The following is a 12,965-nucleotide window of genomic DNA, read 5'->3' as shown; positions in this document are numbered from 1 at the left end:
GGCCCGGGCGGGCCGTGCGGCAACACGCCCCGCCCGGGCCGGCGTCGTCAGCTCAGGCCGCTCGCCCACGGATAGGTCTTCAGGTACGGGTCGGGCTGGACCGGCTTGCCGGAGTTCCACACCTCGGTGATCAGCCCGTCCGCGCCGATCCTGCCAATCCGGGCGGTCTTGGCGATGTGCTGCGTCTCCCCGTCGACGGTGACCAGGCCCTCCGGCGCGTCGAACGTGATCCCGTCCGAGGCGGCGCGGACCTTCTCCACGTCGAAGGCGCCGGCCTTCTCCACCATCGCCTTCCACAGGTACACACCGACGTAGGCGGCCTCCATCGGGTCGCTCGTCGGCTTGTCGGCGCCGTACTTCGCCTTGTATGCGGCCACGAACTTCGAGTTCGCCGCGCCCGGCGTGGTCTGGTAGTAGTTCCAGGCGGTCAACTGGCCCTGGAGGTACTGGGTGCCGATGCTCTTGACCTCCTCCTCGGCGATCGACACGGACACCACAGGCATCGCGGTGGCGCTCAGCCCGGCCGACTTGTACTCCTTGAAGAACGCCACGTTGCTGTCCCCGTTGAGGGTGTTGAAGACGGCGTCCGCGCCTGATGATTTGACCTTGTTGACGATCGTGCCGAACTCGGTCGACCCGAGCGGCGCGTAATCCTCGCCCCGCACGGTCATCCCGTTCGCCGTCGCGTACGCCTTGATGATTTTGTTGGCCGTACGGGGAAAGACGTAGTCACTGCCGACCAGATAGACCGACTTCACCCCCTGCGACTTGAGGTAGTCGAGCCCGGGAACGATCTGCTGGTTCGTCGTCGCTCCGGTGTAGAAGATGTAGGGCGACTGTTCCAGACCCTCGTACTGCACCGGATAGAACAGCAGCGCCTTGTTCTTCTCGAACACCGGCTTGACGGCCTTGCGGCTGGCCGAGGTCCAGCAGCCGAAGACGGCGGCGACCCGGTCCTCGGAGATGAGCTTCTCGGCCTTCTCGGCGAAGGTGGGCCAGTCCGAGGCCCCGTCCTCACCTACCGGCTGGATCTTCCTGCCGAGGACGCCACCCGCCGCGTTGATCTCCTCGACGGCCAGCATGATGGAGTCGCGGACGGTGACCTCGCTGATCGCCATGGTCCCCGAGAGCGAGTTGAGCAGGCCCACCTTGACGGTGTCGCTGGAGACGTCCGCGCTGACGCCCGCCGCGCCGCCCTCGTCGGTGGTCTTGCTGCCGCACGCGGTCATCGCGGCCGCGGCGATGAGGGTCATGGCACCCGCCAGGATGCGGCGGCCCCGGAACAGTGACATCTATTCTCCCTGCGGTGCGCTCAAGTGGCGAATGGACGGTCGGTGCGGTCCGTTGGAACTGTCGGCGATGCCGAGGTCGACGGGTGGACGCCACCACGGCACCGCATCGGGTACGGGCAGGCAAAGCGTCGACCGGCATCGTTGCGTTCGTGTTTCCCGGCCCTTAATTGACTGTTTCCCACCGCGTCCCCGCACACCCACGAGGAAACGGTCGGCACCGTCGAGGAAAGACGGTGCCGACCGTTGTGGAATCGTCGGAGAGAATTGCCGTCGCAATGGTCGGCGCGCGATTCGCCGACCACGGACGCGGATTGATGAGCATCCGCCCCCGGGGCAGATACTTCACGCAGGAAGCATCTTAGGGTCGCCGCCGGTGCGACTGTCAAGGGTCGGCCGGGCGGGCCGCCGGTCAGAGCTGCGCGAGCACCCGGAAGTCGAGACCGTCCGCCTCGGCGAGATAGATGCGCTGACGCACGTGCCGGCGTCGCAGCCGCAACCGCCCCCGCGGCCCGTGGTACGCCACCGTGTCCGCAGCCGTCTCGATGGCCCGTACGTCGAGCGTGCGAGCCTGCCCGATCAGCGCCGCGAGCAGCATGACGCCCTCGTAACAGGACTCCCCCAGGCTGCCCAGCGGCGGCGCCTCCACCCCGAACCGACTGGCGAACTCGCCGTGGAAGTCCAGGTTCTCCTGTGTCACCAGGCCGGCGAAGAAGCCCGCCGTGCTGTACAGCCGGCGGGTCGCGCCGGCGCCGCTGGCCAGCAGCATGTTCTCGTCCATGAGCGTGCTCAACCGCAGACAGCGCTGGTCCAGACCGGCCCGGGAGAACGCCCTGTTGAACCGCACCGCGTCCGCGCCCACCAGCAGCATCACCACCGCGTCCGCCTCGCTGCGCTCGATGCGCCGCAGCACCTCGTCGAAGTCGTGCGCCTCCAACGACAGGAACGCCTGACCCACCACCCGCCCGCCCGCGCGCAACGCGTACCTGTGGGCTGCCCGGGCGGTGCGGCGGGGCCACACGTAGTCGTTGCCGACCAGGAACCAGCGGCGCACCCCCTGCTCCCCGGCGAGCAGCCGCATGGCCGGCCACAACTGGGCGTCCGGCGTCTCGCTCGTCAGGTACACCCCCTCGGTCCGCTCACCGCCCTCGTACAGGGCCGTGTAGACGTACGGCACGCGGTGCGCGACCCGGGGCGCCAACGCCTGCCGTACCGAGGAGATGTGCCAGCCGGTCACCCCCTGCACGGCCCCGAGCGAGACAAGCGCCTCGACCTCGGCGGCCACCTCGGCGGGCGGGGCACCGCCGTCGACCGGCACCAGCCGCACCTCCCGGCCGAGCACCCCGCCGCACCTGTTGATCTCCTCGGTCGCGAGCTGGGCGCACAGCTCACAGGTGGGACCGAACATCCCCGCCGGGCCGCGCATCGGATAGACGAGCGCGATGCTGACCACGCCCCGGTCGACGGTGAGCCACGCAGGCGCCGGCTCGGACATGAGCACATGATTGCCCGGCCCACCACGGAAGACCAGAGCTCACCACGGACCGGGACGACTCGCTACGATGGCAGCGCCACCGGACCAGGGAGTTCCATGTCAGACGTGCCCGGGGCGCCAGCGGACCTGCTGCGCTCGCTCACCCGCGCCGAACGGCTGCTCTCCCGCCGGCTGGGCGTCGTACTGGCCGAGGCCGGGTTGACCGTCGAGGCGTGGCGGGTGCTCTGCCTGCTCGCCGACGGCCAGGGCCATCCGATGAGCGAGGTGTCCGCCGAGGCGTCGTTGCCGCCGGGCACGCTCACCAAACTGGTCGACCAGCTCGTGGACAGCAACCTCGTCTTCCGTCGGGTCGACCCGTTCGACCGCCGTCGGATCCGCGCGTACCTCACGATCCGGGGCCGCAGCGAGCACCAGCGGGTCGACGCGCGGGTCCGGGAAAGCCTCGCCGAGCTGGGCGTCCCGCCCGACCTGGTCGACCAGCTCGACGACCTGGTGGCCCGCCTCGCCCCGGCCCGCCACCGCGACAGTGCCGGCGCGACAGGTCCACGCCGCTGACCAGCGTTCCCCGAGCTGGTTCACTCCACCTTGGTGAGCAGCGGCTTACCCTTCTCCACGACGTACGTGGCCAACTCGACGGCGATGCCGCTGCCGACGTTGCGTGCCTGGTGGTGGACGCCGTACGGCACGGTCAGCGCGTCACCGGCGTTGCACACCACGGGCGGCTGACCTTCGAGCGTGTACTCCAGGGAGCCCTGCAGGACGCAGATGATCTCTTCGCCGGGGTGGAAGTGCTTGAACGGCGGCGAGTCCGGAGTGAACTCCACCCGACTCTGGACGACCTCGCGTCCCGGGATGCTGAGGTCGTGTCGCTGGAGGTCGACACGCCACAGCCCCGGTGCGCCCTGCACCGCTGTCGGGCTGATGCCCTCAGGCCGGTCGTCGCCACTCATCACGGCCTCCTGTGAGCCGTCATGCGAACGGCGAATCGCTGCGGTGGGCGGGTGTCTCTCGAGAATAGGGGCCCGCCGGCCCGTCAGGGACGAAGACCGCCAACAACGGCTGCGGCACCTCCAGGCACGGTGAGGTGGGCGCGCAGGGTGTGCGCGTCGGGGGCGGTGGCGGTCCACAGCGTCGCCGGACCGCCGGCCAGCGGCAGCCGGGCGACGCTGCCGTCGGCAATCGCGGGTTCGGCCGGTCGTGACGGGTCCACCAGCAGCAGCGAGCCGGTGGCCGGCGCGCCGCCGAGCACGGCGGGGCCGGCCCAGCCGGGCGCGTGCGGCCCGACGGCAAGGGACTGGCGCAGCAGTGGTCGGCCCGCGTAGTCGACGTGGGTGTGCATGACGGCCCCGCCGGGCGTCTCGCCGTACCTGCCGCAGATCAGCTCGTCGCGCCAGCGCAGGCGCGCGCCGGCGGCCAGCTCGACGCGCGACTCGGCGAGGTGCGCGCAGCCGGCCGCCGCGACCACCTGTTCCGGAAGCCAGTGCAGCGTGGCGGCCTCGTGCACCACCGCCCGCACCGCCATCCGGGACACGGCGCCCACGCGACCCGGCAGGGCTATCGACGCGGCGACGCTGTGCACCCGGACCGCCGCGCCCGGACCCACCTCGATCTCCAGACGCAGATCGTCCCCGGCGATCGGGCCGGCCGCCCCGCCGACGATGTGCACAGTGGCGACACCACCGTCGGCCGGGGTCTGGCGCAGCAGCAAGGGCGTCTCGCCGCGCAGCTCGACAAGGGTGGTGCCGCCCCGACCGTCGGCCCGGGCGACGAGCCGGGCGAGCGCCCGCATCAGGTTGGGCCGACCGGGGCGGCCAGAGGGTGCAGGGTGGCGTGGTGAGCCAGCTCGTGCCGGATCCAGTCCGCGACCGACGTCGCCGTGGGGTCTCCCACGATGGACAGGAAGATGGTCGGGAGGTCACCACGCCGGGCCCGCGCGTCCCGGTCCATCACCCCCAGATCCGCGCCGACCATGGGTGCCAGGTCCGTCTTGTTGATCACCAGGAGGTCGGCGGCGGTGACTCCCGGCCCGCCCTTGCGCGGCACCTTGTCCCCGCCAGCCACGTCGACCACGAAGATCTGCCTGTCGACCAGTCCGCGACTGAAGGTGGCGGTCAGGTTGTCCCCGCCGCTCTCCACAAGCACCAGGTCCAGCGGACCGACCGCCTCGGCCAGCTCGTCCACGGCGTCCAGGTTCGCGCCGATGTCGTCCCGGATCGCCGTGTGTGGGCAGCAGCCGGTCTCCACCGCGCGGATCCGGGCGGGGTCCAGCACGCCGGCCCGCCTCAGGAAGTCGGCGTCCTCGGTCGTGTAGATGTCGTTGGTCACCACCCCGAGCCGCAGCTCGTCGGCGAAGGCCCGGCACAGCGCCGCCACCAGGGCGGTCTTGCCCGACCCGACCGGCCCGCCGATGCCGACCCGCAGGGCCCGGCCGGCGCGAGCCAACGGCGGATGCGGGTCCACCCCCGGCTCGGGATGGGTGTGGGGGACGGTCTCGTCGTGCGGCGCGGCGGGCGATGGCGGTGGGGTCGGGTCGGTCGTGGGCACGACGGTGTCAGGACGCAAAGAGACGCACCTCCCAGGTGGCATGGACTTCGGCGTGGATGTCGGCGAGCGGGGCGGCGGCGGCAGGCAGCCGCTCCGGTGGGTCGTCGGCGGCGCGGGCCGCGTCGGCGGCGGTGCCGTCGCAGGCGTCGGCCAGGCCGACAAGCAGGGCCTGGACCCGGTACGGGTCGAGGCCGAGCAGGCGTACGCCGGCACTGGCGGCCCCGGTCAGCGTGGCGTACGCGGCGACCGTGGCGGTGTCGGAGCGGCTCAGTCCGGCGGCGGCGCAGAGCAGCCCGAGCACCAGCGGCTGGTGCGCTCCCCCGGGTTCGGTGGGCAGGTCGTCGAACGGCGTGTCCGGCCAGATCTCCCGTCCCGCGCGCAGCAGGGCACGACCCTGCCGGCGGGAGACCGCCCGCAGCGCGGGCGCGGCGGTCCGGGCGTCCAGCTCGGCGTCGAGCCGGGCCAGCGCGGCCGGTCGGGACGGGCCCGGTCCGGCCGCGTCGACGGCCACCGCCGCCCGGTGCGCCGCCGCCGCGAACGCCGCACCGACCAGACCGGCGGTGGCCAGCCGTCCGGCCAGGAACGCCTCCAGCGAGGCCAGATCGGTGACCCGGCCGGCCGCGACTGCCGCCTCCAGACCGCCGGAGTGCGCGTGCGCCCCGGCCGGGAAGCGCCCGTCGGCCAGCAGCAGCATCAGGCTGGACGTCGTCATCAGAACAGGAAGTACCGCTGGGCCATCGGCAGCCTGGTCACCGGGTCCGGCTCCACCACCTGGCCGTCGATCCGGACGGTGAACGTGTCCGGGTCCACCTCGATCCGCGGCATGGCGTTGTTCTCCGGCAGGTCGGCCTTGCCCCGCGACCGCACGTCCGTCACCGGCACCACGCGACGTTGCACGTCCAGGCGCAGCCCGGCGTCCAGGGCAGCCGGCGCCACGAAGGCCAGGCTGGTGGCCGCCGCCGCGACGCCGTACGCGCCGAACATCGGCCGCGGCAGCGTCGGCTGCGGGGTCGGGATCGAGGCGTTCGCGTCACCCATCTGGGCGTAGGCGATCATGCCGCCCTTGAGCACCAGGTGCGGTCGTACGCCGAAGAACGCCGGGTCCCAGAGCACCAGGTCGGCGAGCTTGCCCGGTTCGACCGAGCCGATCTCCCGTTCCAGCCCGTTGGCCATCGCCGCGCAGATCGTGTACTTGGCCACGTACCGCCGGGCCCGGTGGTTGTCGGCGGGGCCGTCGCCCGGCAGGGCGCCCACCCGGTCCTTCATCACGTGCGCGCTCTGCCAGGTCCGCAGGATCACCTCGCCGACCCGGCCCATCGCCTGCGCGTCGGAGCCGATGATGGAGATGGCGCCGAGGTCGTGCAGCAGGTCCTCGGCGGCCATCGTGGACGGTCGGATCCGGCTCTCGGCGAACGCCAGGTCCTCCGGCACGGACGGGTTGAGATGGTGGCAGACCATCAGCATGTCCAGGTGCTCGGCGAGGGTGTTGGCGGTGTACGGCCGGGTCGGGTTCGTCGACGACGGCAGCACGTTCGGCTCACCGGCCACGGTGATGATGTCCGGCGCGTGCCCGCCTCCCGCGCCCTCGGTGTGGTACGAGTGGATGGCCCGCCCGCCGATCGCGCGCAGGGTGTCGGCCACGAAACCGGCCTCGTTGAGCGTGTCGGTGTGGATGGAGACCTGCACCCCTGACGCGTCGGCCACCCGCAGGCAGGCGTCGATCGCCGCAGGTGTGGTGCCCCAGTCCTCGTGCAGCTTGAAGCCGCCCGCACCGGCGCGCAGCTGCTCCCACAGCGCCTCGCTGGACACCGTGTTGCCCTTGCCGAGCAGCAGCACGTTCACCGGCAGCGTGTCCAGGGCCTCGTGCATGCGGGCCAAATGCCAGGCGTTCGGGGTGACGGTGGTGGCCCGCGTCCCCTCGGCCGGCCCGGTGCCGCCGCCGACGAGGGTGGTGATGCCACTGGCCAGCGCCTCGGTGACGATCTGCGGGCAGATGAAGTGCACGTGGGTGTCGACAGCCCCGGCGGTGAGGATCCGGCCGTTGCCGGCGATCACCTCGGTGGCCGGGCCGATGACCAGGTCGGGATGGACGCCGGGCATGGTGTCCGGGTTGCCCGCGCGGCCCAGCGCGACGACGCGTCCGTCGCGCAGCCCCACGTCGGCCTTGACCACGCCCCAGTGGTCGAGCACCACGGCGCCGGTGATGACGGTGTCCAACGCGCCCTCGGCGCGGGTGACGCGGGACTGCCCCATCGACTCGCGGATCACCTTCCCGCCGCCGAAGACCACCTCGTCGCCGCCCACGCAGTGGTCGGTCTCCACCTCGATCAGCAGGTTCGTGTCGGCCAGCCGGATCCGGTCACCGACGGTGGGTCCGTACAGGTCGATGTAGCGGTCGCGCCGCACGGCGCTCACCGCGCCGGCCCGTCGGTCGTCGGGGTGTCCAGTGGCCCGGCGCACTCCGCGCGCAGGCCCGGCACGACGCGCGCGCCACCGAGCGGGACGAGGTCGACGGTGCGGCTGACTCCCGGCTCGAACCGGACCGAGGTGCCGGCCGGTACCGCGAGACGCTGTCCCCACGCGGCGTCCCGATCGAACGACAGGCCCGGATTGGTCTCGGCGAAGTGATAGTGCGAGCCCACCTGCACCGGCCGGTCGGCGGTGTTGACCACGACGAGCGTCGTCACCGGCCGGCCCGCGTTGATCTCGACCGGGCCGGCGGCCGGCAGGATCTCCCCCGGGATCACGGGATGGGGTGGTGCACAGTCACCAACTTGGTGCCGTCCGGGAAGGTCGCCTCCACCTGCACCTCCCTCAGCAGCTCGGGGATGCCGTCCTGGACGTCGTCACGGCCGAGCACGGTCCGACCGGCCGACATCAGGTCGACGACCGACCGGCCGTCGCGGGCCCCTTCGAGCAGGAACGCGGTGATCACCGCGACGGCTTCGGGATAGTTGAGGCGCAGGCCGCGTTCGCGGCGGGCGCGGGCGACATCTGCCGCGACGTGGACGAGCAGGCGGTCCTGCTCGTGCGGGCTGAGGAACACGGGCTCTCCCGGTGGGGATCGGCGTGCCCGGCTCGCCGTCGGCTCCGCACGGAGCGCGCCGGGCGGCAACACCCGGAAGACGAGCTGGAGTCACACGACCGCCGGGCTCGCCGCTGGCGGGGCGTTCCGGGACTCCACCATCCCGGCCCGCGCGACGGGCATCCGGCGGTGTCCGGTCGGATGCGGACCGCACCGCCCACCGCTTGAGCCGACCGTAGAGGATCGTCACCGGCCGGGCAACAGGCCGGCCCCCATTCCGGTACGCCGCAACGCGAGGCATGATCGCCGGATGACGGCGACGAGGGGTACGCGGGCACTGCTCGGTGTTCTGTTCCTGGCGGCGGCCACGGTCGGGGTGTGGCTGCTCTGGCTGAGCTGGGACACCGGGTACACGGCCGACGCGCAGGCCGACGCGACAAGTGGCCCGTACGCGCCGTGGCAGGTGGTCGGCTGTGTGCTGACGCTCGTGCTGCTGGCCGCGCTCGCCGGTACCCGGCTCAGCCCGTGGCTGGTGGCGCCGGTGATGACTGTGGCCTTCACGGCGGCCTGGTCGTGGCAGGCCGCGTCGACCGACGACAGTGGGCTGTGGCCGGTCGGCGCGGGTCTGGTGCTTGTCGCGATGGCGGCCGGCAGCACGCTTGTCAGCGTCGCCACCCGCCGGGTGAGCCGGCGGAGGTTGGCCGGCCGGCCCGGCTGAGTCGTGGCGGGCGGCCCGGTCAGCGGGCCGCTGCGGGCTCCCGCGTCGGCACCCCGGCGAAGGGGATGTCGACCTGCCCCGTGGACCCCGACCGGCCGTCGGGGTGCCGCCACAGGCCACGGTCACGCAGGATCGGCAGCACACCCTCGCCGAACCAGTACGCCTCCTCCAAATGGGGATAGCCGGAGAGGATGAACTCGTCGATCCCGAGCGCGTGGTACTCGGCGATCCGGTCGGCGATCTCGCTGTGGCTGCCGACCAGGGCGGTGCCGGCCCCACCGCGGACCAGCCCGACGCCGGCCCACAGGTTGGGCGCGACCTCCAGACGGTCGCGGGAGCCGCCGTGCAGGTCGAGCATCCGGCGCTGCCCCTCGGACTCGCTGCGGCGCAGCCCGTCCTGCACGGCCTGGATGTCGGCCTCGGCGATGCCGTCGAGCAGGCGGCGGGCCTGCGTCCACGCCTGCTCGGCGGTGTCCCGGGCGATGACGTGCAGGCGGATGCCGAAGCGCAGCTCGCGTCCGGCGTCGGCCGCCAACGCGCGGACCCGGTTGACCTTGTCGGCGACCTGGGCCGGCGGCTCGCCCCAGGTGAGGTAGACGTCGCTGTGGCGCACCGCCACCGGCAGGGCGGCGGTGGACGAGCCACCGAAGTAGACGGGCGGCACCGGCTCGGGTAGCCGGTGCAGTCGCGCCTGCTCGACGCGCACGTGGGCGCCCGCGTGGTCGACCGTCTCGCCCCGCCACAGCGCGCGCACCACGTGCAGGAACTCGTCGGCCCGCGCGTACCGGGCGTCCTTGTCCAGGAAGTCGCCGTACGCCCGCTGCTCCTGCGACTCGCCGCCGGTGACCACGTTGAGCAGCAGTCGGCCCCGGGACAGCCGCTGGAAGGTGGAGGCCATCTGGGCGGCGAGGGTGGGCGCCAGCAGGCCGGGCCGGAACGCGACCAGGAACTTGAGGCGCTCGGTGACCTCGGTGAGCATCGCCGTGCTCAGCCAGGCGTCCTCGCACCAGGCGCCGGTCGGGGTGAGCGCGCCGACGAAGCCGAGCTGCTCGGCGGTGCGGGCGATCTGCCCGAGGTACGCCACGCTGGCCGGGCGGGCGCCTCCGGCGGCCCCGGTGGGTACGCCGTGGCCGCCGCTGACGATGTCCCGGCTGTCGCCGTTGGTGGGCAGGAACCAGTGGAAGGTGAGGGTCATCGGGGGCTCTTTCCGTCGGCGGGGCGGTCGGCGCGCGGCGAGGCGGGCGCCTCCTGAGGGGTGGGACGATGCCGCCGACAGCCTACCCATAAAACCTATCGGGTTAGTAGGCTACCGCCCACGCAGTCACGCCGGTCAACGCGGCCCGGCCCACCGTTCGACCAAGGAGCCGCCATGCGCACCCCCTCGATCAGCCCTCCCCCGTACCGCAGTCGACTGGCCACTGCCGCGCTGACGGCAGTCGCTCTGCTCGCCACGGCCGCCGTGAGCGCCTGCGGCGGGTCCGCCGACGCCGCCGGCGACACGGGAAAGCTCCGGATCGGGTACCAGCGCTTCGGCGGGCTGAGCCTGGTCAAGGCGCGCGGCGCCACGCCGGACGTCGAGTGGTCGCTGTTCGAGAGCGGCCCGGCGCTCACCGAGGCGCTCAAGGCCGGCTCCATCGACATCGGGCAGGTCGGTGAGGCGCCACCGGTCTTCGCCGCCGCCGGGAAGATCCCGTTCTCCGTCATCGGCACCTCGGCGCCGATCCCGCAGGGCGAGGCCGTGCTGGTCAAGTCCGACCGGGGCTTTCGCAGCTTCGCCGACCTCAAGGGCCGGACGGTCGCCCTGAACAAGGGCTCCAATGTGCACTGGCTGCTGGTCCGGCTGCTGGAGGCGAACCACATGACCCTCAAGGACATCCAGGTCAAGTACCTCAAGCCCGCCGAGGGCCGGCCCGCCTTCGACAGCGGCCAGGTCGACGCCTGGGTCATCTGGGACCCGTACTTCGCCCTCGCCGAGCAGCCGGGGGTCCAGGTGCTCGCCGACGCCACGGGCCTGGCCAGCAACCGCGAGTACGTGCTGGCCAGCCCCGACGCCGTCGCGAAGCGCTCGGACGAGATCCGGTCCTTCCTCAAGAGCTACCGCGAGGTGGCCGACTGGGGCATCGCCCACCCCGAGGAGCGGGCCGCCACCCTCGCGCCGGAGTTGAAGATCGCGCAGGACGTCACCGCTCGCGCCCTGGACCGCAGTGCCAGGCCGCTGGCCCCGGTCACCCCGGCCATCGGCGACGAACTCCAGGCGATCACCGACAGCTTCATCGCACTGGGGCTCATCCCCGGCCCGGTCGACCTCCGGTCCCGGGTGGACAGCCGGTTCAGCGAGGTCTTCCAGTGACCCGTACGACGCTCGCCGAGCCGCCCGGCGAGGTCGCCCCGGTCCTCCCGGTGGTCTCCGTCCGCCAGCGCCCGACCCGCAGGTGGTGGCGGCTCGTCAGCCCGGTGGCGCTGATCCTGGGCTGGGAGGTGGCCGCGCGGACCGGGCTGCTGGCGCCCGAGAAGCTGCCGGCGCCCAGCGCCGTCCTGACCACCGGCTGGCGGCTGACCCGCGACGGCACCCTCGCCGTGCATCTGCTGGACTCCCTCACCCGCGCCGGCGCGGGACTGCTTGTCGGCGGTGTCCTGGCGCTGATCCTGGGCACCGTGGCGGGGCTGCTGCGGCTCGGCGACGACCTGGTCGACCCGCCTGTGCAGATGGCCCGGATGCTGCCGCACCTCGGCCTCGTCCCGCTGCTGATCATCTGGGTCGGCATCGGCGAATCACTCAAGATCAGCCTGGTGGCCCTTGGCGCGTTCTTCCCCATCTACTTCAACACGTACGCCGGCATCCGGGACATCGACGAGCGGCTGGTGGAGGCGGCCCGCACCTGCGGCCTCGGGCAGGCCGCCCGTCTGCGCCACGTGGTGCTGCCCGGCGCGCTGCCGTCCCTCTTCCTCGGGCTGCGGCTGGCGATCGGGGCGGCCTGGCTCAGCCTCGTCGTCGGCGAGCAGGTGAACGCCCAGACGGGGATCGGCTTTCTGATGATGGAGGCACGGGAGTTCAGCCAGACCGATGTGGTGGTGCTCGGCCTGCTCGTCTACGCGCTGCTCGGGCTGATATCCGACAGTGCGCTGCGTGTCCTGGAGAGGAGGATGTTGACATGGCGTCGCGGACTGCGGGCCACCTGAACGGCACCGCGCCGGTGCTCACCGCCCACGCGGTGCGCCGGGCGTTCGGGCCGACGGTCGTGCTCGCCGGTGTCGACCTGAGCATCGCCCGCGGCGAGGTCGTCGCCCTGCTGGGCGGCAGCGGGTCGGGCAAGAGCACCCTCCTGCGGATCCTCGCCGGGCTGGATGGCGAGGCCAGCGGGACGGTCGTGGTGCACGGCACCGCCGCAGTGGTCTTCCAGGAACACCGGCTGCTGCCGTGGAAACGGGTGGCGGACAACGTCGGGCTGGGGCTGTCCGGTGCGGACGCCACCGGGCGGATCCACCGGGCGCTGGCCGAGGTCGGGCTCGCCGACCGGCACCGCGCCCGGCCTGCCGAACTGTCCGGCGGGCAGGCGCAACGCGTGGCCGTGGCGCGGGCGCTGGTCCGCGAACCGGACCTGCTGCTGCTCGACGAACCGTTCGGCGCCCTCGACGCGCTCACCAGGCTGCGGATGCAGATCCTGCTGCGCCGCCTGCGCGCCGAGCACGGCTTCGCCGCGCTGCTGGTCACCCACGACGTGGAGGAGGCACTGCTGCTCGCCGACCGGATCCTGCTGCTGGACGACTGCCGCATCGCCGCCGACCTGCCCGTCGAACTGGCCCCCACCCGCACTCCTGACGACCCGGCCTTCGGCGCGCTGCGCCGCCACCTGCTCGACCGGCTCGGCGTTCCCACCACCTGACGAGCGGAGA

At 72.6% G+C, this 12,965-nt stretch carries 15 protein-coding genes; 5 read left to right on the top strand and 10 right to left on the bottom strand.

Annotated elements, in window-relative coordinates:
• Nucleotides 1-47: 47 nt before the first annotated feature.
• Both urtA and ACFY1S_RS16350 read right to left on the bottom strand, forming a co-directional pair.
• Complete coding sequence (urtA, locus tag ACFY1S_RS16355; RefSeq protein WP_387118164.1) at nucleotides 48-1,292, bottom strand: urea ABC transporter substrate-binding protein; 1,245 nt, start codon at nucleotides 1,290-1,292, stop codon at nucleotides 48-50.
• A gap of 409 nt (nucleotides 1,293-1,701) precedes the next feature.
• Nucleotides 1,702-2,784 carry a substrate-binding domain-containing protein gene (locus tag ACFY1S_RS16350; protein WP_387118161.1) on the bottom strand — a complete coding sequence of 361 codons (1,083 nt, stop codon included), beginning with the start codon at nucleotides 2,782-2,784 and terminating at the stop codon, nucleotides 1,702-1,704.
• A 96-nt stretch (nucleotides 2,785-2,880) separates the two neighbouring features.
• On the opposite strand from ACFY1S_RS16350, the gene ACFY1S_RS16345 reads away from it, so the two are divergent.
• The gene (locus ACFY1S_RS16345) at nucleotides 2,881-3,339 is read left to right on the top strand and encodes a MarR family winged helix-turn-helix transcriptional regulator (protein WP_387118158.1); all 459 of its coding nucleotides are present in this window, start codon (nucleotides 2,881-2,883) and stop codon (nucleotides 3,337-3,339) included.
• A 20-nt stretch (nucleotides 3,340-3,359) separates the two neighbouring features.
• On the opposite strand, the gene ACFY1S_RS16340 is transcribed toward ACFY1S_RS16345, so the two are convergent.
• The 7 genes from ACFY1S_RS16340 to ACFY1S_RS16310 all read right to left on the bottom strand — a co-directional run bounded on the left by ACFY1S_RS16340 (nucleotide 3,360) and on the right by ACFY1S_RS16310 (nucleotide 8,374).
• On the bottom strand, nucleotides 3,360-3,734 hold the full coding sequence (locus tag ACFY1S_RS16340; protein ID WP_364364037.1) for a cupin domain-containing protein: 375 nt from the start codon (nucleotides 3,732-3,734) through the stop codon (nucleotides 3,360-3,362).
• Between the two features lie 83 nt (nucleotides 3,735-3,817).
• Entirely contained in the window at nucleotides 3,818-4,573 is a 756-nt protein-coding gene (locus ACFY1S_RS16335) for an urease accessory protein UreD (protein WP_387118154.1), read from the bottom strand.
• Nucleotides 4,573-5,346: an urease accessory protein UreG gene (gene ureG / locus ACFY1S_RS16330; RefSeq protein ID WP_387118151.1), complete on the bottom strand. Its 774-nt coding sequence runs from the start codon at nucleotides 5,344-5,346 to the stop codon at nucleotides 4,573-4,575. The genes ACFY1S_RS16335 and ureG overlap by 1 nt, the downstream gene beginning before the upstream one ends.
• Nucleotides 5,336-6,040 carry an urease accessory protein UreF gene (locus ACFY1S_RS16325; protein ID WP_387118148.1) on the bottom strand — a complete coding sequence of 235 codons (705 nt, stop codon included), beginning with the start codon at nucleotides 6,038-6,040 and terminating at the stop codon, nucleotides 5,336-5,338. Before ACFY1S_RS16325 ends, ureG begins: the two co-directional genes overlap by 11 nt.
• Nucleotides 6,040-7,743 carry an urease subunit alpha gene (locus tag ACFY1S_RS16320; protein ID WP_387118145.1) on the bottom strand — a complete coding sequence of 568 codons (1,704 nt, stop codon included), beginning with the start codon at nucleotides 7,741-7,743 and terminating at the stop codon, nucleotides 6,040-6,042. Before ACFY1S_RS16320 ends, ACFY1S_RS16325 begins: the two co-directional genes overlap by 1 nt.
• On the bottom strand, nucleotides 7,740-8,075 hold the full coding sequence (locus ACFY1S_RS16315; protein ID WP_364364023.1) for an urease subunit beta: 336 nt from the start codon (nucleotides 8,073-8,075) through the stop codon (nucleotides 7,740-7,742). Before ACFY1S_RS16315 ends, ACFY1S_RS16320 begins: the two co-directional genes overlap by 4 nt.
• Entirely contained in the window at nucleotides 8,072-8,374 is a 303-nt protein-coding gene (locus ACFY1S_RS16310) for an urease subunit gamma (RefSeq protein ID WP_091398934.1), read from the bottom strand. The genes ACFY1S_RS16315 and ACFY1S_RS16310 overlap by 4 nt, the downstream gene beginning before the upstream one ends.
• Before the next feature lie 289 nt (nucleotides 8,375-8,663).
• On the opposite strand from ACFY1S_RS16310, the gene ACFY1S_RS16305 reads away from it, so the two are divergent.
• The gene (locus ACFY1S_RS16305) at nucleotides 8,664-9,071 is read left to right on the top strand and encodes a hypothetical protein (protein ID WP_387118141.1); all 408 of its coding nucleotides are present in this window, start codon (nucleotides 8,664-8,666) and stop codon (nucleotides 9,069-9,071) included.
• 19 nt (nucleotides 9,072-9,090) lie between these two features.
• Here ACFY1S_RS16305 and ACFY1S_RS16300 read toward each other — a convergent pair whose 3' ends face one another.
• On the bottom strand, nucleotides 9,091-10,266 hold the full coding sequence (locus ACFY1S_RS16300) for an LLM class flavin-dependent oxidoreductase (protein WP_387118138.1): 1,176 nt from the start codon (nucleotides 10,264-10,266) through the stop codon (nucleotides 9,091-9,093).
• Between the two features lie 174 nt (nucleotides 10,267-10,440).
• Between ACFY1S_RS16300 and ACFY1S_RS16295 the strand changes: the two genes are divergently transcribed.
• Genes ACFY1S_RS16295 through ACFY1S_RS16285 form a run of 3 tightly spaced genes read left to right on the top strand, consistent with a single transcriptional unit; the run spans nucleotide 10,441 to nucleotide 12,955 of the window.
• Nucleotides 10,441-11,421: an aliphatic sulfonate ABC transporter substrate-binding protein gene (locus tag ACFY1S_RS16295; RefSeq protein ID WP_387118135.1), complete on the top strand. Its 981-nt coding sequence runs from the start codon at nucleotides 10,441-10,443 to the stop codon at nucleotides 11,419-11,421.
• Nucleotides 11,418-12,251, top strand: coding sequence for an ABC transporter permease (locus ACFY1S_RS16290; protein WP_387118132.1), 834 nt, complete (start codon nucleotides 11,418-11,420; stop codon nucleotides 12,249-12,251). The genes ACFY1S_RS16295 and ACFY1S_RS16290 overlap by 4 nt, the downstream gene beginning before the upstream one ends.
• Nucleotides 12,224-12,955, top strand: a complete 732-nt coding sequence (locus ACFY1S_RS16285; RefSeq protein ID WP_387118129.1) for an ABC transporter ATP-binding protein — start codon at nucleotides 12,224-12,226, stop codon at nucleotides 12,953-12,955. The genes ACFY1S_RS16290 and ACFY1S_RS16285 overlap by 28 nt, the downstream gene beginning before the upstream one ends.
• The last annotated feature ends 10 nt before the right edge of the window (nucleotides 12,956-12,965 follow it).

Origin of the sequence: Micromonospora sp. NPDC000663, assembly GCF_042898105.1 — a bacterium.
Lineage (GTDB): Bacteria > Actinomycetota > Actinomycetes > Mycobacteriales > Micromonosporaceae > Micromonospora.
Note: the sequence above shows the minus strand (reverse complement) of the source record. Positions and strands in the feature narration are given on the sequence as shown.